The organism is Mesorhizobium sp. B2-8-5 (genome assembly GCF_006440675.2).
GTDB lineage: Bacteria > Pseudomonadota > Alphaproteobacteria > Rhizobiales > Rhizobiaceae > Mesorhizobium.
In genome coordinates, this window is record NZ_CP083951.1 from 768,043 (window position 1) to 787,506 (window position 19,464).

At 63.3% G+C, this 19,464-nt stretch carries 18 protein-coding genes and 1 pseudogene; 10 read left to right on the forward strand and 9 right to left on the reverse strand.

The window, feature by feature from the left end:
- Positions 1-64: 64 nt before the first annotated feature.
- Genes FJ430_RS03610 through FJ430_RS03620 form a run of 3 tightly spaced genes read left to right on the forward strand, consistent with a single transcriptional unit; the run spans position 65 to position 1,697 of the window.
- Positions 65-661, forward strand: a complete 597-nt coding sequence (locus tag FJ430_RS03610; RefSeq protein ID WP_140709233.1) for an NADPH-dependent FMN reductase — start codon at positions 65-67, stop codon at positions 659-661.
- A gap of 23 nt (positions 662-684) precedes the next feature.
- Positions 685-1,368 (forward strand): orotidine-5'-phosphate decarboxylase, encoded by a 684-nt coding sequence (gene pyrF / locus FJ430_RS03615; RefSeq protein ID WP_140709428.1) that lies wholly within the window; start codon positions 685-687, stop codon positions 1,366-1,368.
- 41 nt (positions 1,369-1,409) lie between these two features.
- Positions 1,410-1,697 carry a DUF1330 domain-containing protein gene (locus FJ430_RS03620; protein WP_040986451.1) on the forward strand — a complete coding sequence of 96 codons (288 nt, stop codon included), beginning with the start codon at positions 1,410-1,412 and terminating at the stop codon, positions 1,695-1,697.
- Between the two features lie 17 nt (positions 1,698-1,714).
- Here FJ430_RS03620 and FJ430_RS03625 read toward each other — a convergent pair whose 3' ends face one another.
- The 8 genes from FJ430_RS03625 to FJ430_RS03660 all read right to left on the reverse strand — a co-directional run bounded on the left by FJ430_RS03625 (position 1,715) and on the right by FJ430_RS03660 (position 11,001).
- On the reverse strand, positions 1,715-2,983 hold the full coding sequence (locus tag FJ430_RS03625; RefSeq protein ID WP_210242111.1) for a low temperature requirement protein A: 1,269 nt from the start codon (positions 2,981-2,983) through the stop codon (positions 1,715-1,717).
- 83 nt (positions 2,984-3,066) lie between these two features.
- Positions 3,067-4,125, reverse strand: coding sequence for a D-alanine:D-lactate ligase-like protein (locus FJ430_RS03630; RefSeq protein ID WP_140709235.1), 1,059 nt, complete (start codon positions 4,123-4,125; stop codon positions 3,067-3,069).
- Between the two features lie 112 nt (positions 4,126-4,237).
- Positions 4,238-5,110 carry an SMP-30/gluconolactonase/LRE family protein gene (locus tag FJ430_RS03635; protein WP_140709237.1) on the reverse strand — a complete coding sequence of 291 codons (873 nt, stop codon included), beginning with the start codon at positions 5,108-5,110 and terminating at the stop codon, positions 4,238-4,240.
- Positions 5,110-5,748, reverse strand: coding sequence for a 2-dehydro-3-deoxy-6-phosphogalactonate aldolase (locus tag FJ430_RS03640; protein WP_140654573.1), 639 nt, complete (start codon positions 5,746-5,748; stop codon positions 5,110-5,112). Before FJ430_RS03640 ends, FJ430_RS03635 begins: the two co-directional genes overlap by 1 nt.
- Positions 5,748-6,680 (reverse strand): 2-dehydro-3-deoxygalactonokinase, encoded by a 933-nt coding sequence (locus FJ430_RS03645; protein WP_226892061.1) that lies wholly within the window; start codon positions 6,678-6,680, stop codon positions 5,748-5,750. The genes FJ430_RS03640 and FJ430_RS03645 overlap by 1 nt, the downstream gene beginning before the upstream one ends.
- Positions 6,677-7,444: an SDR family NAD(P)-dependent oxidoreductase gene (locus FJ430_RS03650; RefSeq protein ID WP_140709241.1), complete on the reverse strand. Its 768-nt coding sequence runs from the start codon at positions 7,442-7,444 to the stop codon at positions 6,677-6,679. Before FJ430_RS03650 ends, FJ430_RS03645 begins: the two co-directional genes overlap by 4 nt.
- Positions 7,445-7,596: 152 nt before the next feature.
- Entirely contained in the window at positions 7,597-8,946 is a 1,350-nt protein-coding gene (locus FJ430_RS03655; protein ID WP_140642085.1) for a putative bifunctional diguanylate cyclase/phosphodiesterase, read from the reverse strand.
- 258 nt (positions 8,947-9,204) lie between these two features.
- Entirely contained in the window at positions 9,205-11,001 is a 1,797-nt protein-coding gene (locus FJ430_RS03660) for a GtrA family protein (protein ID WP_140709243.1), read from the reverse strand.
- Positions 11,002-11,127: 126 nt separating this feature from the next.
- On the opposite strand from FJ430_RS03660, the gene FJ430_RS03665 reads away from it, so the two are divergent.
- The 3 genes from FJ430_RS03665 to gshB all read left to right on the forward strand — a co-directional run bounded on the left by FJ430_RS03665 (position 11,128) and on the right by gshB (position 13,672).
- On the forward strand, positions 11,128-12,132 hold the full coding sequence (locus tag FJ430_RS03665; protein WP_140709245.1) for a glycosyltransferase: 1,005 nt from the start codon (positions 11,128-11,130) through the stop codon (positions 12,130-12,132).
- A complete protein-coding gene (locus tag FJ430_RS03670; RefSeq protein WP_140709247.1) occupies positions 12,132-12,506 on the forward strand; it encodes a GtrA family protein in 375 nt (124 codons plus the stop codon). Before FJ430_RS03665 ends, FJ430_RS03670 begins: the two co-directional genes overlap by 1 nt.
- Before the next feature lie 224 nt (positions 12,507-12,730).
- Positions 12,731-13,672 carry a glutathione synthase gene (gene gshB / locus FJ430_RS03675; RefSeq protein ID WP_140709249.1) on the forward strand — a complete coding sequence of 314 codons (942 nt, stop codon included), beginning with the start codon at positions 12,731-12,733 and terminating at the stop codon, positions 13,670-13,672.
- Between the two features lie 48 nt (positions 13,673-13,720).
- Here gshB and FJ430_RS03680 read toward each other — a convergent pair whose 3' ends face one another.
- Positions 13,721-14,611, reverse strand: a complete 891-nt coding sequence (locus FJ430_RS03680) for a LysR family transcriptional regulator (protein WP_140642016.1) — start codon at positions 14,609-14,611, stop codon at positions 13,721-13,723.
- A gap of 186 nt (positions 14,612-14,797) precedes the next feature.
- On the opposite strand from FJ430_RS03680, the gene FJ430_RS03685 reads away from it, so the two are divergent.
- From FJ430_RS03685 to FJ430_RS03700, 4 genes and pseudogenes are all read left to right on the forward strand, one after another.
- A complete protein-coding gene (locus FJ430_RS03685) occupies positions 14,798-15,685 on the forward strand; it encodes an MEDS domain-containing protein (RefSeq protein WP_181175533.1) in 888 nt (295 codons plus the stop codon).
- 208 nt (positions 15,686-15,893) lie between these two features.
- Positions 15,894-17,636, forward strand: coding sequence for a putative bifunctional diguanylate cyclase/phosphodiesterase (locus FJ430_RS03690; RefSeq protein WP_181175534.1), 1,743 nt, complete (start codon positions 15,894-15,896; stop codon positions 17,634-17,636).
- A gap of 210 nt (positions 17,637-17,846) precedes the next feature.
- A pseudogene (locus FJ430_RS03695) lies at positions 17,847-18,185 on the forward strand (glutathione synthase); the annotation flags it as partial.
- 64 nt (positions 18,186-18,249) lie between these two features.
- Positions 18,250-19,314, forward strand: a complete 1,065-nt coding sequence (locus tag FJ430_RS03700; protein WP_140709253.1) for a glycosyltransferase — start codon at positions 18,250-18,252, stop codon at positions 19,312-19,314.
- Positions 19,315-19,464: the final 150 nt, after the last annotated feature.

A 19,464-nucleotide genomic window follows, 5' to 3' on the forward strand; every position in this document is an offset into this window, starting at 1 on the left:
TCAGGAAACCACTCTCCTAGTGCCTAGTGCCTAATGCCTATTCCCTACTGCCTTTTGCGAAGCAATGCCCGTGATCCCAAGAATCCTCGTCTTCGCCGGCTCGGTCCGGACCGGCGCCTTCAGCGGCCGGACCGCCGATGCGGCGCAGAAGGAACTGGCCATGCAGGGCGCCGAGGTGACGCGCATCTCGCTCGGCGATTATCCGCTGCCGATCATGGACGAGGACCTGGAAAAGGAAAAAGGCCTCCCCGAGAACGCGGTCAAGCTCGGCCGGCAGATCGCCGCCCATGACGGCTTGCTGATCGCGACGCCCGAATATAACGGCTCGATCCCGCCCCTGCTCAAGAACAGCATCGACTGGGTGAGCCGGATACGGCGCGACGGCAGCCGCGCGTACAGACCGCTTGCCGGCAAGCCGGTCGGACTCTGCTCGTCATCGGAGGGCAAATTCGCCGGCATACGCTGCATCAATCATCTGCGCGCGGTGCTGGTGCGTTGCCAGATGGAGGTGATCACGCCGGAATGCTCGGTCTCCGAGGCCGACACGGCGTTCGCCGAGGACGGACAGTTCAAGGACGCCAGACTACACCAATCGATGGAGCGCCTATGCCGTACACTGATCGAAACCTCGCGCATGCTGTCCACCCGGATCGAGGCGTGATCAATTTCGCGGAGGCCGATGCAATGCGGGAGCGGCTGATCGTCGGGCTCGACCTGCCGACGCTGAAGGAGGCCGAGAAGGCGGTGCGCGAGCTCGAAGGCGCCGTTTCCTTCTACAAGATCGGCTACCAGCTCGCCTTCGCCGGCGGATTGGACTTCGCGCGGGAACTGGCCAGCGGCGGCACCAAGGTGTTCCTCGACATGAAACTGCTCGACATCGACAACACGGTGGCCAAGGGAGTCGAGAACATCGTCAGGATGGGCATGACGATGCTCACCATCCATTCCTATCCGAAAGCCATGCGGGCCGCCGTGGAGGCGGCCAGGGGAAGCGAGCTTTGCCTGCTGGCGGTCAGCGTGCTCACCTCGATGGACGAGCAGGACATGATCGACGCCGGCTATGAATACGACCCGCACACGCTGGTGCTCAGACGCTCCGAACAGGCGCTGCACACCGGCATGGGCGGCATTGTCTGTTCGGCCGAGGAGGCCGAGGCGGTGCGACGGATCGTCGGACCCGACATGGCGGTGGTGACGCCGGGCATCCGGCCGGCGGGCAGCGACCATGGCGACCAGAAACGCGTGGTGACGCCGGCGCAGGCGATCCGCAACGGCGCCAGCCACCTGGTCGTCGGCCGGCCGATCGTCGCGGCGCCGGACCGGCGCGCCGCGGCCGAAGCGATACTCGCCGAAATGCAGTCGGCCTGAGGTCCGGTCCTCGGTCGCGAAAGAAAGACAGGAGAAAGAGAATGCCGAAGGGATATTGGATCGCCCGTGTCGATGTGCGCGACGCCGAGGGCTACAAGGACTATGTCGCCGCCGCGAAGCTCGCCTTCGACCGCTTCGGCGCGAAGTTCCTGGCGCGCGGCGGCGAGCACGAAAAGGCCGAAGGGCCAGGCCGCGCCCGCAACGTCATCATCGAATTCGAATCGCTGGCGGCGGCGCATGACTGCTACCACTCGCCGGAATACCAGCGCGCCGTCGCGATCCGCCAGAAAGTGGCCGACGGCGAGATCGTTCTGGTCGAAGGCATCTGACCAGCCTCGAAAACCCGTCAGTGCAGCGCGTGCCGCTGGTCGATGGCGAGCGATTCCGCCTCATGCCGGTGGCCATGGATCTCGTAGCCGACGACGGTGACCGCCGGCGCCAGCGTCAGGATGATCAGGCACACCGCCATGTCCACGCCGGCAATGGCGGCGGCGACGGCAAGTGCCACGACCGCCGCCGTGGCCAGCAGCAGCCAGATGTGGAACGGGTCGAAGCGCCGCACGAGATAATAGTAGAGCGCATAGATCATGCCGAGGAAGATGGCGAGCGGGATCGCGGTTGAGAGCAGCGTCGCCAGCGGCCCGATATGGGCCTTGTGCTCGAGGAAATAGGCCGCGACATGCAGGCCGGCGCCGGTGGCGACGATCGCGGCCACGATCAGCATCTGGCCGTAGCCCCAGACGAATGAGCGGTCACGGTGCGCATGCAGGACCGGCGCCGACGGCAGCATGTAGTAGCACCACCACATGCCGAAGGTGAGACCGGTGCCGGCGACGCCGACAAGCGCGGCATCGAGGTTCCAGCCCTGCTCCTCGACGACGGCCGACAACGAGGCCAACGTGCCGACAACCCCTTCGCCGAGCGCGATGATGGCGAACAGGCTGTAGCGTTCGGCCATGTGATGCGCGTGCCAGGGCGTGCCGCCATTCCTGCGCTCCGCGAGCACGGGCCCGGCAAGCTCGACCAGCAGCAGGATGATTGCAAGCACGGCGCTGGTCTCGATCGAGAAATCGACCAGGATCTGAACCACCCAGCCGACCTGGGCGATGGCTATGGCCGTGACATAGGTGAGGCAGATGCCGCGCCGCGCCGGATCCTGCCTGGCCGCGCGCAGCCACTGGAAGATCATGGCGACGCGCATGAGGACGTAGCCCAGCACCATGACGGAATTGTCGAGATGCTCACCATGCTCGATCGAGGCGAACATGCGCGGCAGGCCGATGGCCAGCACCAGCACACCGATCATCTGCACCATGGTGATGAGGCGGAAGACCCAGTCGTCGGTGTCATAGGCCGAGGAGAACCAGGAGAAATTGATCCAGGCCCAACAGATGGCGAAGCTGGCGAAGCCGAAGCCGAGCAGCCCGGCCGCGTAATGGCCCTCGGCCAGGGCATGCGCCAGCTGCGAGGCGGCAAGGCCGAAAGCGGTGACGAAAGTCAGGTCGAAGAGCAGCTCGAGCGGCGTGGCGACGCGATGCTCCTCATGCGGGTCGCGGCCGCTCATGCGCTTCAAATGATGGTGAAGACTTTGAACGCTGACGGGCGTTGTGTTCATTGCGCGGCTCTGGTTGACACAGCCGCGACAGTAGAGGCGATGAATCAAGCGTCAAGGCGCGGCTATTGCGCCGAGAGCCTGTCTCAACCAAAGAGCCTGTTGGCCGCTGTCTCCACCATCGCATCGGCAAGGCTCAGGCCCCACTGCCTGCGGCAATAGTCGCGAAAATCGAAACAGGGCAGGCCGGGGCACACCTCGAACTCGATGAGATGCACGGTGTCGTCGGCCTCGACCCTGAAATCGACGGAAAAGACATCCCGAAGGCCAAGACCGCCTATCAGTTTTTGCGCAATGGCGCGGATTTTCCGGTCGGCCGCCGGCTGGCTCGAGCCGACCGGCTCGAGCTCCGGCTCGGCATAGGTGCCCGCATCCTTCGCGGCCTGGCCGGTTTCGCCATAGAGCGCCATGCTATCGGCCATGGTCTGAAAGTCGCCGCCGGAGTCGACGAAGAAGATGCCCAAAGCCTCGACGCCGGTTTCGGGTTTCAACCCGAGGAAGCTCGCGCGCACGTTGCGGCCGGCGACATAGGGCTGGACGACGACATCGTCGCGATAATGGGAAAAGACACGCCGGCTAAGCTCCAACGCATGGCCGAGATCGGTGACGCGGGAATCCGGCCAGATGCCGATCTTGGCGCCGAGCCGGTTGGGTTTCACGAACCAACCGGCAGGCGACGGCGGCGGCTCGACAAGCCATTCGCGGTGGCGGGCAAGGCCTGCTTGCGGCGCCGGAAGACCGAGAGCGCCAAGCACGGCGCCGCAGCGGAACTTGTCCTGGCAAAGCGCGAACAGCGAATCGTCGGCGCCGATGGTGCGCAGGCCATTCAGCCGCGCCAGCGCAGGGGCCGCGCCGCCACGGAAATAGGCGATGCCGTCGGTCAGCGTCCAGACCAGCGTGACGTTTGGGTCAGCCCCGGCGAGCGCGTTTGCGGCGGCATCCAGTTCCACCGGTACGAAGGCGAGGCCGCGTTTGTCGCAGGCGACGGCCAGCGCATCGAAATCGGGCGCGAGATCGGTCGACTGCGCCAGGTAGGACGATATCTCGGCGGCGCGATCCGGCGCATGGCCGTCCGCGACCAAGCGGTCGAAACAAGTCTTCTCGGGCTCATGGACGAGGATCAGCTTGGGATTGCTACGCGGCATGGGTGGACTGCTCTGGAGGGACGTCGGCCGCCACCATCGCATGGCGCCCATGATTGGCTTGCGGGAAACCGACCGGGCCGGACGGTTGCGCGACAGCTGCGCGCCGTTCCGCTCAGGCGATCAGCACGCGCGGCTCGAAGCGGCCTTTGACCGGAATGTCGGGCAGGAAGGTCATGCCGGCCTGCGGATCGAGCGCGCGCTGCTTCTCGTCCTTGCCTTTCCAGGCCGAGGTCACCGCCAGGCGGTCGGCTTTCTGGCCGACAAAGGCGGGGCAGGACGCCTGCGTCACCGGCATGGCGATCTCGCGCAGCAGCGTGCCGTCGGGCGCATAGGCCTTCACCGCCCTGCCGCCCCAGACGGCGTTCCACAGCACGCCGTCGCGGTCGACGACCGAACCGTCGACATAGCCTTTCGAGGAGCGATGATCGACGAACACTTTCACTTCACCGGCGGGCAGGCCGGTCGCCGGATCGCAGGCGACGCGCATCAGAAGCCCGGTCGCGGTGTCGGTGTAGTAGGCGATCTTGCCGTCTTCTGAGAAGCAGATGGAATTCGAGACTGTGATGCCCGAAAACAGCCGGCGCAGCTCGCCCTTGAAGAACCAGTAGATCGAGCCGGCGCCCTTCTCCTCGTCCTTGCCCATCGTGCCGGTCCAGAAGGCGCCGCAGGGATGAACGCGGGAGTCGTTGGAGCGCGTCAGCGGGTTGTCAGCCTCGATCGGCGTGTGCAGCGTCAGCCTGCCGGTCTTGACGTCCCTGACCTGCAGGCCGATCTCGGTGGCGATCAATTGGCGGTCGTCGTCGATGACGGCGATGGCGCTGGCCATGGTGCCGAGATCATGCACCTTCAGCGCGCCGGCGAGCGGCTTTTCCAGAAGCTTGCCGTTGACGATGTCGAACCAGAACAGCGTGTCGGTGGCGGGATCGTAGCTCGGGCCTTCGCCGAGCTCGCAGATATGGTCGGAAAAAACCGAAACGCCGTCCATCACGCCACTCCGAAAGCTTCATCCCAGGCGGCGACCGCGGCGCGGGCGCGCTGCGCCACGTCCTCGACCGTCGCGCCCGGCTTGTAGAGGCTCGATCCCAGGCCGAAGACGCTGACGCCGACCGCCTTGTAGCCGGCAAAATCCTTGTCGGAAACGCCGCCGACGGCGCCGACCAGCGTCGTTGCCGGCAGCACGGCGCGGATCGCCGCGATGCCGCTCGATCCAAGCACGCTGGCGGGGAAGAATTTCAGCGCCGAGGCGCCGAGCCGGATCGCCTGGAAAGCCTCGGTGGGCGTGAACACGCCTGGCATCGTCACCATGCCATGATGCATGGCGCGACCCATGACCTCGGCATCGATGTTGGGGCTGACCAGCAGGCGTCCGCCAGCCTTGTGCAAAGCATCGACGTCCGTCGCCGTCAGCACCGTGCCGGCGCCGATCAGCGCGGTCTGCGGGAGCGCCTGGACCAGGTCGGCGATGGAGACGAACGGCTCCGGCGAATTGAGCGGCACTTCGATCGCCTCGATGCCGGCGTCGTGGACCGCTCGGCCGATCGCCACCGCTTCCGCCGGCTTGAGGCCGCGCAGGATGGCGACAAGGCCGCGTTTCAGCTTCGGGAAGGGTGCGGTCTGGCTCATCAAGCGCCTCCAATCATGCCGTTCTCGCGCGCGGCCTCGACGAGACCGGCGCGCACCGCTTCATCGGCGTCGACAGTGCGAAAAGCAAGGCCGGCAAGGCCGAGCGCCGCGCCATAAAGCGTGGCCAGCGCGCCCGAAGCGACCAGCGCCACCGGTGCGTCGCTCGCGCCATAGCGGTGTCTTGCCGAGGCGATCTCGCCGCCGATCAGAAGTCCGGACAGGCATGCCGCCGCGTCGGCGGGCTGCAGATCCTGCAAAAGTCCGGCGGCGCGGATGGCAAACAGTTTCGAGGTGATGTCGCCGCCTTCGCCCAAGGCCCGCTCGCACCATTGCCGGAAGAATGGGCTGGCCGCGGCGACCGGAGCGGGATGCTCGCCCAGCGAATGTTTCAGGATCGAGTGCGTGGCGAGCACCGAAAACAATTCCCCGGTCGGCCAGGTGCCAAAACCTTCGACGGCGCCATCCTCGACCGCGACCCATTTGGAATGCGTGCCGGGCATGCAGACGAGATGGCGTCCCTTTGCCGGCAAACCGGCGCCGGCAAGCTGGGTTTCCTCGCCGCGCATGACATCCGGCGCTTCGGCCAGGCGCTGCGCGAGGCCTGGCACGATGCGGATGTCGCGGCTCGAGCCCTCGATGCGGGCGGCGCCGCGCAAGATGGCGCCGATCGGCGCCGGCACGGTGACGTAGGGCGCCTCGATCCAGCCTTGCCGGGAACCGGCCATGCCGCAGATGATGACGGGCAGCGTGTCCGGCGCGCCCATGGCGCCAAGATGGCCTTCCAGCACCTTGGCAAAACCTTTTTCGCGGGCGGTGATCAGACCGTCGTCGCCGCGCCGCTCGGCAAGAACCTTGCCCGTACCATCGAGCAGCCAGGCCCTGAGCCTGGTCGTGCCCCAGTCGAGCGCGGCGACCGCGGGTGCCAGGCTCACAGGAAACCTCCGTCGACGATCAACATCTGCGCGGTGAGCATGCGCGAAGCATCCGACGCCAGGAACAGCACCGTGCCCACCATGTCGTCGGGCTGCATCACTTGCCTGATGCATTGCTTGGCGACATGGGCGGCAAGTCCCGCATCGGTGACCCAAAGCTCGCGCTGCCGTTCGGTGATGACCCAGCCTGGCGCGACCGCGTTGACGCGGATGCGGTCGCCGCCAAGCTTGCCGGCAAGGCCCTTGGTCAGGCCGAGTATGCCTGCCTTGGCCGCGGTGTAGGCCGGCATGTCGGGGTGGTTGATCAGATAGGAGGTGGAGGTGAAGTTGATGATCGAGCCGCCGCCAGCGCGCTTCATGCCGGGCGCCACGGCCTGCGCGGTGAAGAAATGCGGCCGCAGATTGACGGCGAGGTTGTTGTCCCAGAACTCGACGGTGACGTCCTCGACCGCATGACGGTCATCGAGCGCGGCATTGTTGACCAGCGTCGTCACATCGCCATGCGCTTCAGCCGCCCTGGTCGCGGCGGCGCGCAGCGCCTCGATGTCGCGCAGGTCTGCCTTGAGATAGAGCGGGCGGCGGCCGATCTCCTTCTCCAGCCGGTCGGCAAGGGCAGTGCTTGGCTTGTCGGCGATATCGATGAAGGCGACTTTCGCGTTCTGCCGCATGAAGCCTTCCGTCAACGCGGCGCCGATGCCGGAGCCGCCGCCGGTGATCAGCACCGAGGCACCGTCAAGGTCGGCGAAACGCGCCGATGGCATCATGATCTCTTCTCCCTTTGGCCGGCGCGCATCCTAGCCAGACAAAGCGCGGGGGCAAGGGGAGACCGTCCGATTTCCGGCCAAATGTCAGACAAATGATCGGCGCTGTGCCGGAGCGGCAGCCACCGGTCTTGCGAACGGCCGGAAAGCCGGGGTCAGATCGCCTTGGCGTGCAGCGCGCCGCGATAGGAATCGCGCAGATAGCCGAGCGTGGCGTCGGCGTCGGCCGGCTTGCCGAACAGATAGCCCTGCCCGCCGGCGCAGCCGAACTGGACGAGGCGGTCGGCCTGCGCCTCGTCCTCGATGCCTTCGGCGACGACATCCATGCCGAGCCCCTCGCACATGGCAAGAATGGCGCGGATGATGTGCTCGGACGGGCGGTCGTCGAGGATGGAGGAGACGAAGGCGCGATCGATCTTGAGCTTGTCGAAATGGAACTCGCGCAGGCGGCCGAGCGACGACTGGCCGGTGCCGAAATCGTCGAGCGAGACACGGATGCCGACACGGCGCAGATCCTCGACGATCTTCTCGGCCGAGGCCGGATCGTTCATCAGGCCGGTCTCGGTGATCTCGATCTCCAGCCGGCGCGGATCGAAGCCGGTGCGGTCGAGAATGGCCAGGATATGCAGGCCTGTGTTCTGGTCGACGAGCTGCGACGGCGACAGGTTGAAGGACAGGAACAATTCCTTCGGCCAGCTGCGCGCCGCCTCGGTCGCCTTGCGCAGCACCAGCTGCGACAGCGGGCCGATGATGCCACGTTCCTCGGCGATCGGGATGAAAACGGATGGCGGCACGACGCCGAGGTCGCGGTCGGTCCAGCGCGCCAGCGTCTCGAAGCCGATGGTGCGGCGGCTGTTCAAGTCGACGATCGGCTGGAAATGCGGTTCGACCTCGCCGGCCGAGACGGCGCGGCGCAGCGCCTGCTCGATGCGGGTGACGCGCTTGGCCGCCTCTTCCATCTCCCGGGTGTAGACGACGACGCGGCCGCGGCCCGAGCGCTTGGCGTGATAGAGGGCGGTCTCGGCCTTGTTGATGAGGATCTCGGTGGTCTCGTCGCCGGAATAGAACAGCGAGCAGCCGACCGAGGCCGAAAGCCTGGCGGTGCGTTCGCCGACATCATAGGGCGCCGACAGAATCTCGATCAGCATGCGCGACTTCTCGGCCGCCTGCTCCTCCGAGAACACCATCGGGTAGAGGTAGGCGAACTCGTCGGCGCCGATGCGGCAGACGGTGGAGTAGCCATCCATCGAGGCGCGCAGCCGCATCGCCACCTGGATCAGGATGTCGTCGCCGGCCTTGTGGCCGAACAGGTCGTTAATCGGCTTGAAGCCGTCGAGGTCGAGGATGCCGACGGTGAACGGCGCGGGATCGTCGGCGCGGTCGCTGATCAGGCGATCGACCTTGTCGAAGAAGCGACGATGGTTGCCGAGCCCGGTCAACGAATCCGTGAAGGCCAGATCCGTATTTTCCTTGCCTGGCTGACCGGTGCCAAACGTCGTTTGCATCATGCCTCTGTTCTAATGTCGGTATTTTCGGCCACACTGGCAGCAAAGCGTTTAGGAAAAGTATCGGAAAATCGATTTTCCGTTATGCAGAAGTTGCTTGCCTCGCCGGCGGTTGTTCAGCTTCGGGCAAAAAACGGTAATCTAGCCCAAATAGAGTCGTTCATGCGTAATCTCTAATAGAAATATCGAACGACCTTTTCCGGGATGCTCCCGTTTGAGGCGAACGGATGGCCGCTTCGCACCTTTCGGGACATTGCTTTAGCCGGCTTGCTTTACGCGGTAGAGCCCGATCGGGCTGCCTTTCCCGCTGACCGGCTCGAGCCAGTCCGGCACGGAGCCGCGCAGCAGGCCGGCAAGGAAGCCCTGCGGGGCTTTCCGGGTCAGGATCAGGGTCTCGACATTGCCGGGGCAGACGGCGACGAGGCCGACGCGATGCGCCTCGACGATTGCGCGCGCGTTGTCAGCCGAGCCGAGAAAGGCGTCCAGCGCCAGGAGATTGCCGGCGACATTGCGGTGATAGGGACCGGCGAAGACGCGATGGTCGCTATAGACGAGGACCGGCGCTCCAAGATTGGAAATCGTGAGCACGGTGGTATCGGCCATGGCGCCAAGCGGCGCGAAGGTGGCCTTCTTCTCGCAGGTCTTGTCCGTCGTGGTGCCGTCTGCGACGGCCTTGCCTTTTTCGAACGCGACCGAGGCGGCCGCAGCGACGCCTGTCCATACCGGATTGATCGAGACCAGCCAGACGGCCGCAAGGCGCAGCGCCACGCCAAGCGAGGAACTGGTTTCGGCCCGCGCCCGCCATTTGGCGATCCAGGCCGACAGCGGGACGACCGCGAAGGCGATCGAGAAGGTGGTGCCGCGCACCTGCCAGGCGCCGACCACGAAAGCGACGGCGAGCAGTGCCGCGACGAGGCTGTCCTGCCGCCGCCAGCCGCCGCGGCGCAGATGCAGCGCCATCAGGACGATCGCGACCAGCGGCGTGGCGTAACGCGCCGCGACACGCGCCGGATCGCGGACAGCCAGCGTGAACAGCGACTGGGCCTCGTCGATATGGTCGAGCCACAATTCCTTGAGGCGCGGGTCGAGCGAGGCGTAGGGCGCCGAGAGGCATTGCGGAAACAGCACCGCCACGACCACGCCGAGCACGACGCCCAGCGCGGCAAGCGACGCCAGCCTGCGCCGCCAGCTGCCTGCGGCGGGCTCGGCAGCGGCGATTGCCGCCAGGCCGATGCCGGCAATAGCCGCGACGGCGAACTGCGCCACCGAGAAGGCATCGCACTGCGCCGCGCCCCATGCGGAAGGCGAGACGGTGGCGACGAAGACAAGCGCCGCGACGCCGGCGAAGCCGAGCCCGAAATCGCGCGCGATCGCCCGCTCGCCGCCCGGATCAGCGACGAACAACAACGACACGCAAAGGCCGATGGTGGCGACGTAGGGCACGGTTTCCATGCCGACGGCGAGCGTCAGCGCGGCGCAGAGGCCGGACAACAGCGCGGCCCAGCGCCGGGAAGGCGCCTCGAGCAGCAAAGCGAGGCTCGCCATGGTGAGCATCAGCTGGACGTTGTGATGATCGAGCGCGCCGGGATCGTAGATGCCGATGAAATAGTAGCCGGCCGCGCCAATCAGGATGGCGGGCAGCACCGCGCCGCCGCCGCCGAAGCTGCGCGCGGCGCGGGCGGTGAAGAACAAGGTCGACCAGAGCAGCAGCGCCGGCCACAGCACTTGCGCCACGTCCTCGCCAAGCGGCCTGCTGCCGGTGAGCGCCGAGGCGGCGAGCGCGATGGCGGCGATCGGCGCATCGACCAGCCTCGACCAGTGCATGACGAAGCCGCCTTCCAGCCCCATCCGGTACTGGTGCAGGTCGAACCAGCCCTGGCCGGCCAGCAGGTCGCGGACCTCGACGAGGCGCAGCAGATTGTCGTTGTCGCCGCCGGCATCGGTCAGTTGGCCAAAGCCGGCCCACGCATCGACGGCGAAGGCGAGCAGGGCGGCAAGCAACGCCAGCACCAGATCGGACTTCCAGGTGGCGGCGCCGGTTTCGGCTGTGCCCATTGCGGTGGCCTTTGCAGGGAGAGGATCGGTTTTAAACCTAGCCTTAACGGCTTCAATAAATAGTAAAACGGCTCGAGGGGCCGGCACAGGGACGGCCGGAGGCTGGTCGAGCGTCCGGAGACAGACATGCCGCATGCAGTCCGCCACGAGCCGGTTATTGCCGTGCTCCTGCCTTGCTACAATGAGGAGCTGACGATCGGCGAGGTCGTGCTGCGCTTCCGCGAGACGCTGCCTTCGGCCGCGATCTATGTCTACGACAACAATTCCAAGGACCTCACGGCGCTGAAAGCTCGCGCCGCCGGCGCCACCGTCGTGCGCGAACCGCGCCAGGGCAAGGGCAATGTGGTGCGGCGCATGTTCGCCGACATCGACGCGGACATCTATGTGATGGCCGACGGCGACGGCACCTACGCGCCGGAAGATGCGCCGCAGCTGATCAATGTGCTGCAGACGGAGCGCTCCGACATGGTGGTGGGCACCAGGCGCGGCGTCACCGACGATGCCGGCCGCAATGGCCACGCCTTCGGCAACCGCGTCTTCAACCGCCTCTACAAGGGCCTGTTCGGGACCGACTTCACCGACATCTTCTCCGGCTACCGGGTGTTTTCGCGCCGCTTCGTCAAGAGTTTCCCGGCCGTGTCCGGCGGCTTCGAGATCGAGACCGAGATGTCGGTGCATGCCTCGCAGCTCAAGCTGCCGGTGAGCGAGATGGCGCTCGATTACGGCCGCCGCCCGGAGGGCTCGTCGTCGAAACTGTCGACTTTCCGCGACGGCGCCAGGATCCTGTGGATGTTCGCCATGCTGGTGAAGGAGACGCAGCCGCTGCGCTTCTTCGGCACGTTCGCGCTGTTCTTCCTGGCGGCCAGCATCGGCCTGATGATACCCGTGCTGGTCGAATTCGCCGAGACGGGACTGGTGCCGCGCATGCCGACCTGGGTGCTGTCGATCGGCATGCTGCTTCTGGCCATGCTTTCGATGATGACCGGGCTGATCCTCGATTCGGTGTCGCGCGGCCGGGCCGAGCAGAAGCGCATCTTCTACCTGTCGATTTCCTCCGGCCGGGCCGAGCGCGGGATATCCGGGCAGGCCTCATCGAAAAGCGAGCCGGGCAAGGCCTCGCGGGCGGCATAGTGGGCCGCCTCATCCGCTTCATCCTTACCGGCGGCATCGGTTTCGTCGCCGACGCGGCGGCGCTCTGGCTGCTGCTTGCCGCGACGCCGCTCGGCCCGATGGCGGCGCGCGTGCTGTCGATCGGCTTCGCGCTCTGCGTCACCTGGCAGATCAACCGCCATTTGACCTTCTCGCCGTCGAGCCGAGGCTTGGCGCAGGAAGGCGCGCGCTATGGCGGCGTCGGCATCGCCACCGGCATCGTCAACTACCTGGTTTATTGCGCGCTGCTCTTCGCACTGCCTGCCCTGACGCCGCTGGCGGCCCTTGGCGTCGCCTCGGTCGTCGCGATGGCGCTGTCGTTCCTGGGCTATTCCAGGCTGGTCTTCGACCGCTGAGACCGTTTGGAAATTCTACTCTGGCGGCCATCTGATGGCGGTTTCTGCGCTTCCGGTGCTCACGAACCAAACGTCCGCTCCGCTCCGGTTCTCGAAACCACCACCATATGACTCGCCAGAGCGAAGTTCGAAACGGGTCTCTGAGCTTCTGCACCAAGCGAGCACGATTGGCAGGCGCCGCCGATTTCCCTATATCGGGCGTCTGAGTTCCCCGGAGACCGCAAATGCCGCTGAAGATCGCCGTCCAGATGGACCATGTCTCCACCGTGTCGATCGCCGGCGACACCAGCTTCGCGCTGTCGCTGGAGGCGCAGCGGCGCGGCCACAAGCTTTTCCACTACACGCCGGACCGGCTGTCGATGCTGGGCGGCAAGGTGTTCGCGCGCATCGAGGAGATGCAGGTGCGCGACGAGAAGGGCAACCACTACTCGCTCGGCGAGAAGGTGCGCACCGACCTCTCCGAGATGGACGTGGTGCTGCTGAGGCAGGACCCGCCCTTCGACATGAACTACATCACCACCACGCATATACTGGAGCGCATCCATCCGAAGACGCTGGTGATCAACGACCCGGCCTGGGTGCGCAACAGCCCGGAAAAGATCTTCGTCACCGAATTCCCCGACCTGATGCCGGAAACGCTGATCACCAAGGACCCTCAGGAGGTGGCCGCCTTCCGCAAGGAATTCGGCGACATCATCGTCAAGCCGCTCTATGGCAATGGCGGCGCCGGCATCTTCCATCTGCTTGAAGCCGACCGCAATCTCGCCTCGTTGCTCGAGATGTTCGGCCAGCTGTTCCGCGAGCCCTATATCGTGCAGCGCTATCTCAAGGACGTACGCAAGGGCGACAAGCGCATCATCCTGATCGACGGCGAGCCGGTGGGCGCCATCAACCGCGTGCCGGCCGCTCACGATTCCCGCTCCAACATGCATGTCGGCGGCCGCGCCGAAAAAACCGAGCTGACGGAGCGCGAGCGCGAGATCTGCGCCCGCATCGGACCGGCGCTCAGGGAACGCGGCTTCATCCTGGTCGGCATCGACGTGATCGGCGACTACATGACCGAGATCAACGTGACCTCGCCGACCGGCGTGCGCGAGGTGCAGCGTTTCGGCGGCGCCGATATAGCTGCCCTGTTCTGGGATTGCGTGGAAGGCAAGCGGGGGTAGCTTCGGCCTGCGCTATGGGTCAGTTCGGGCAGTGGCATTCGACCGACCCTATGGCATATCCAATAGATTCAAAAAGGCTCGCGCAGCATGATCTGGCGGTCCCTCATCGTCGCCTTCTACTGTCTGGTAGGCCACCACGAGTTCCCAGCAAATCTCCGGCCCGGCGAGTTGAGCAATTCCGAGCGAGGGGAGACGAGCTTCCGCGATCGCTTCGGGTAAAAGAGCCACGCCCATGCCTCGCCTCACCAACTCGAAGAGAGTTTCGAGATCGCTGACCTCGAAGGCAATGTGTCGGCCAATGCCGGCGCCGAGAAATCCTTGGTCAACCAGCCATCGCGTCCCCCAGGTCGGTTCGAAATCGACAAAGGGCTCATCTTTCAGAGCAGCAAAAGAGACGCCTTGCGCCCCCGCGAGGGGATGCCCTGGAGCACATGCCAGGACGAGAGGCTCGCAGGCAATCATATCGGTCTTGATATCGGCTGGTGACTCGCTGAGGGGGAAAAACGCCAGATCGAGACGACCGTTCCTCATTCTTTCGATGAGTTCCGAAGAGCTGCCTTGGCGGAGTTTGACCTCAACGCCGGGATGCAAGGCGTGGAATTTTTCGATGAGCGAGGGCAGATCAAGAAACGCCGGCAGACTTTGGACCGTACCGATGCTCAATGTTCCTCGTTCCAGATTGCGGACAGCTGCAACAGACTCGCGCGCATCCCGGATGGAATCCAGCGCACTCCTCGCCTTGTCGAGCAACATTCGTCCAGCGTCGGTCAGCCTTACTTGACGCGTGCTCCGGATAAACAATTTGGCGTCGAGTTCTTCCTCGAGCAACCGGATCGAATTTGAAAGCGCCGACTGCACGATGTTCACGCGCTGCGCGGCCCGGGTGAAGTGCTTTTCCTCCGCCACGGCGACGAAATGCTGCAGCTGTCGAATTTCCAAGGAAGCGTCCTTTAATTAAGCTATCAAATCGCTTAATGGCATTAGTATAATCTATTTGAGTGATAGGCAAGGGATGCCCATCTTGGGTTTTCATGTCGCGGCGAGCGCCTCGTCGCTTTCCGGTCCATGTGCGACCCTATGTTGCGATTAAGGATATGCAACGCCTGCGCTGCAGGTGATTTTCCGATGACCTCCAGGCACTCCTCAGAATGGCATGACGACGATGGGACCGGCCCACAGCGCAAGTCAGGGATAGGCGTTTTCGGCGAGATTTCTTGGGGCATGCATATGTGCGTTTTCTACGAAGCCGCACAAGATTTGCTAGATGCCAACGCCGCATACTTTCAGGCCGGGTTGGAGAACAACGAGTTTTGCCTATGGGCGATCTCCGAGCCGATCACAGAGGAAGAAGCCAGAAACGCGCTGCGAGGTTCCATTCCCGATATCGACGCGCGCCTATCTGCCGGCCAGATCGAAATGGTGTGTGCTGCCGAGTGGTACCTGCCCGGCGGTGAATTTGACCTGAAACGGATTATCCGAAGCTGGAACGAAAAGCTTGGGAACGCACTGACGAAAGGCTATGACGGAATACGGATCAGCGGGAACGCATTCTGGCTCGGCACCGACCATTGGGAGAAGTTTTGCGAATATGAGCGCGACCTGGACCGGTCCGTCGAGGGCCAGAAAATGCTCGTCTTGTGCACTTATTCCATGGCGAAAAGCGGGATCGTGGACCTTCTCGAGGTGGCGCGCGCCCATCAGGGCACGATTATCAGGCAAAACAATGATTGGGAGTTTCTTGAGTCCCCTGAGCTCAGGCAACCAAAACACCAGGGCGGAAAGAAGCCCAACGGCGCGCCGGACATGCTGCCGAATTCATTTCCGGGACATGATGCGCTGACGTCAAGAGAGCGCACGGTGCTGGCCCAGATCGTCAAAGGGCACTCAAGCAAGGAGATCGCCCGCATCTTGAACATCGCCCCCCGAACCGTCGAGTTTCACCGCGAGAACCTCATCAAGAAGACCGGGGCGAGGAGCACCGTCGACCTGCTTCGCATCGTCCTGAGCGATTAGCGCGAACGAACACAGCAAGGACGGACTTCGGAAGTTCCGCCAGTCTGCCAGCGGAGTACTCATTTTTCGCGCTCCCGCCTCACCACGTGGCGCACCAGACTGGCGTCGCTACGCTGGACGTGAACATCTGCCCTGTTATTCCTCCCAGTAGAAAGTGTGACGGCGGCTGATACTTTCTGCCTGAACCCACATGTCTTGCAGGCGAGCCATGCCACCAAAATTCAAGGCCGGTTTCGGCGCGCTGGTTACCTCGACAGGGAATGAACGCTCGGACTGGCTTCGCGACCACTTACCGGAAACAATCACGAATAGGCTGCCTGATCTCTCACGAGACGGCGTGGCCATCAGTGATCTCCGCGACAAGGATTGCGCGCTGGTGTACGTCAACCGGGCCTTCCAGGAGATTACAGGCTACGTCAGCAGCGAGCTTGTCGGGAAAAACTGCCGCTTTCTGCAAGGTAGCGATCGGCTCCAGCCTGAAATACATGCGGTTAGCGAGGCAATTGCGAGGCGGACGAGCATATCCGTCACTTTGAGGAACTATCGCAAAGACGGCAGTCTGTTCTGGAATGATCTTCGGCTCGTGCCGGTCAGTGCGGATGGGCAGGAGGCAACGCACTACATCGGATTGATCCGCAATGTGACCGCAGGGAAGAACGCCGCTGAGCAGATCGAGCATAGTGCGCGCTCAGACCTTCTGACCGGGGCCCTCAATCGGTATGCCTTTATCGAGGAAATTGGAAATCTCCTGGTTGGCCGGCAGGAACAGATCCTGATCGCCAAGATCGACATGGCAGGGTTCCATGACATCAACGAAGGCTACGGCTACGACGTCGGCGATCAGGTCCTGAAACAGATTGCGCAGCGGCTCGCCAGAGCGAGCATCGCCGTCGTCTCGCGGACCGGCTCAGACGAATTTGGCGTCGCGCATCCGCTGACACCCGGCCAAAGTGCTGAGACCACCAATGCGACGATCCGGTCGGTCCTTTCGCAAAGCTTCGTCGTTGCCGGCGCCACCATCAACATGCGGTTCGCCATGGGTTATGTCGTCGGACACCCGAAGGCCGATGCGATGACTCTGGCCCGCCAAGCCGGCGTTGCCTTGCGCAGATCAAAATCATCGGCTTTCCTGGAGGTTCGCGAATTCAAACCCGAGGATGAGCGGCAGGCCCGCAATCGGCTGCGCCTGACCCGCGAAATGCAGCAGGCATTGGCCAATGACGAATTCGGTTTTTATTATCAGCCGCAGGTCGAGCTGGACACGGGAACTCTGGTCGGTGGTGAGGCTTTGTTGCGATGGCATCACGGCCTGTTCGGAACTCAGCAGCCCGGTAGATTCATCGAGCACGCCGAAGATACGGGCCTCATACTTGACATCGGGTTCCGCGGTTTGCGGGCAGTCGTGGACTATGCGCAGCGGACAAACGACGGCCGGTCGACTGCGCTCAAGTTCTCGATGAACGTCTCGGCGATCGAATTCAAGCTTCGCGATATGCCGCAATTCGTTTCCGAGGTTCTGTCGGAACGCGAGGTCAATCCCGCCTGGATCACGCTTGAGCTTACCGAGGGCTTGATGGTCGAAAGCTCCGCTGAAATGCTGTCGATAATGAGAGACCTTCGTCAACTTGGGGTCGGGCTCTCGATCGATGACTTCGGGACGGGCTACGCGAACCTGCGCTACCTGGAAGAGCTTCCAATTACGGAGATCAAAATCGATCGCACCTTTATCACGGGGCTTGGAGAGAGCCGCTCCAAGCAGATCATCGTCGAATCGATCATCAGGATCTCGAACGAACTCGGATTTCGTGTCGTAGCGGAGGGGATACAAACGGGCGATGACTGCGCACGTCTACGGGATATGAATTGCCGCTTCGGACAAGGGTTTTTCTTTGGCGAGGCCGTTGATGCCGCGACTTTCGCGTGCCTCCCGCCCCAGCTTGGACACCGTTAGGATCGTGCGTGGCTGGCATAACCTCAGCGTCGATATGTTCCCGTAATGTTCTTGCCCAAAGCAAAAATCTGTGGTTGTCTGGCTTGATCTCGCTCGCAACCTGACGCAGGGCCGCGAGCGAGCCGGTATCCGGGGGCTTGAGAAAAGATGGTGGCGCGGATTCGCACGGTCGCCCGGAAAAAGATCTTCGTCACCGAGTTCTCGGAACTCAAGGGCGACAAGCGCATCATCCTGATCGACGGCGAGCCGGTGGGCGCGATCAACCGCGTGCCGGCCGATCACGATTCCCGCTCCAACATGCATGTCGGCGGCCGCGCCGAAAAAACTGAGCTGACGCAACGCGAGCGCGAGATCTGCGCCCGCATCGGGCCGGCGCTCAGGGAACGCGGCTTCATCCTGGTCGGCATCGACGTGATCGACGACTACATGACCGAGATCAACGTGACCTCGCCGACCGGCGTGCGCGAGGTGCAGCGTTTCGGCGGCGCCGATATAGCTGCCCTGTTCTGGGATTGCGTGGAGGAGAAGCGGCTGAAGTCGGCCGCGTAATTGCCGCATGTTGACTCTACAGCACGGGTATCGCCCTCCTACCGTATTCGAGATTGTCGGAGCAATGCTGCGTCATCGCCGCTATTTCCGGAAAGGGTACCCTTCGGCGAAGTCGCAACCTGCTCTTCAGGCAAGTTTGCTGTCGGACGATCCGTTCATATCCTATTCGGGAATGTCCGGTACGCCCCTCGGATTGGCAAGTCACATGCCTCTCCTTCCACGCAGCCACCGTGCCTGGTTTCTCATCTCGCCAACCTGGTCCATCGAAAACAATTCCAGCGTCAAAACGATCCGGACCTATGCCGTTCTGCATAGACTTAGGAACCCCCGTCACTCGCTGATCTTCCTATGCAACACACAAGCCGAGGCTGACCTCTTGAACCAGTCCGGTGAGGCGGCCGTCCTGCACAACAAGACTTCAACAACCTCCGAATACATATTCAGGCCTCTCAAGAACGTCCCTGTAGAATTTGATGCAATCTACAATGCGCAACTGGCTTCGTGGAAACGCCACGACTTGTCTCTTGCCATCGAGCGTTGCGCATTTATCTTTTATCGTGATTTAGTCGGGTCATCTACGACGGAGTCGGAAAGGGCGCGAATAAATCGGCACAAGGAGTTCGCGCCGGGTCACGTGTTTATCAATGAGTTTGACAGCACCGGCAAGCCTGTCCGATTGGCGCCGGCTCACGTGAACATGCATCTAAATCGTGCAGCCGTGGGAATTTGTCTCTCTGAAATGGAGGGACCAATGTTCGCCAGCACAGAATATCTTCTCGCTGGGCTACCTGTTGTCACGACCCCGAACCATGGTGGCCGAGACCTTTATCTGGATGACGATTATTCGCTTACAGTTCCACCCGATCCTCGATCCATCGCGGAGGCTGTCTTAGCGCTGAAGGAGCGACGAATCCCCCGGGCTTATATTCGTTCGCAAACTTTGAAACGAGTTGAACGAGACCGCGGGCGGTTCATAGACCTTGTAAATGAGATTTTTCTGGAAAGCGGCTCTTTGCGCCGGATCGCCATGCCTTGGCCTTTCCGATTTCCTGTCATGGAGTGGCTTCCACCCCACATCGCAATCGATCGATCGCTTTCAGGTACGGTCGATGCCTTCATCACCGCTTAGACGGGAACAGCCTCGGATTGCCGGAGGGACTGCTCACCTTTTCAACGGGTCGAGAGCACGCGGCGATAGCCGTTTTCATTTTGTCTTAACCATGTTCCGCTTTTGCACCAAGGAACGCAGCCATTACGACCTGCCGATCGTCCTCGGCCT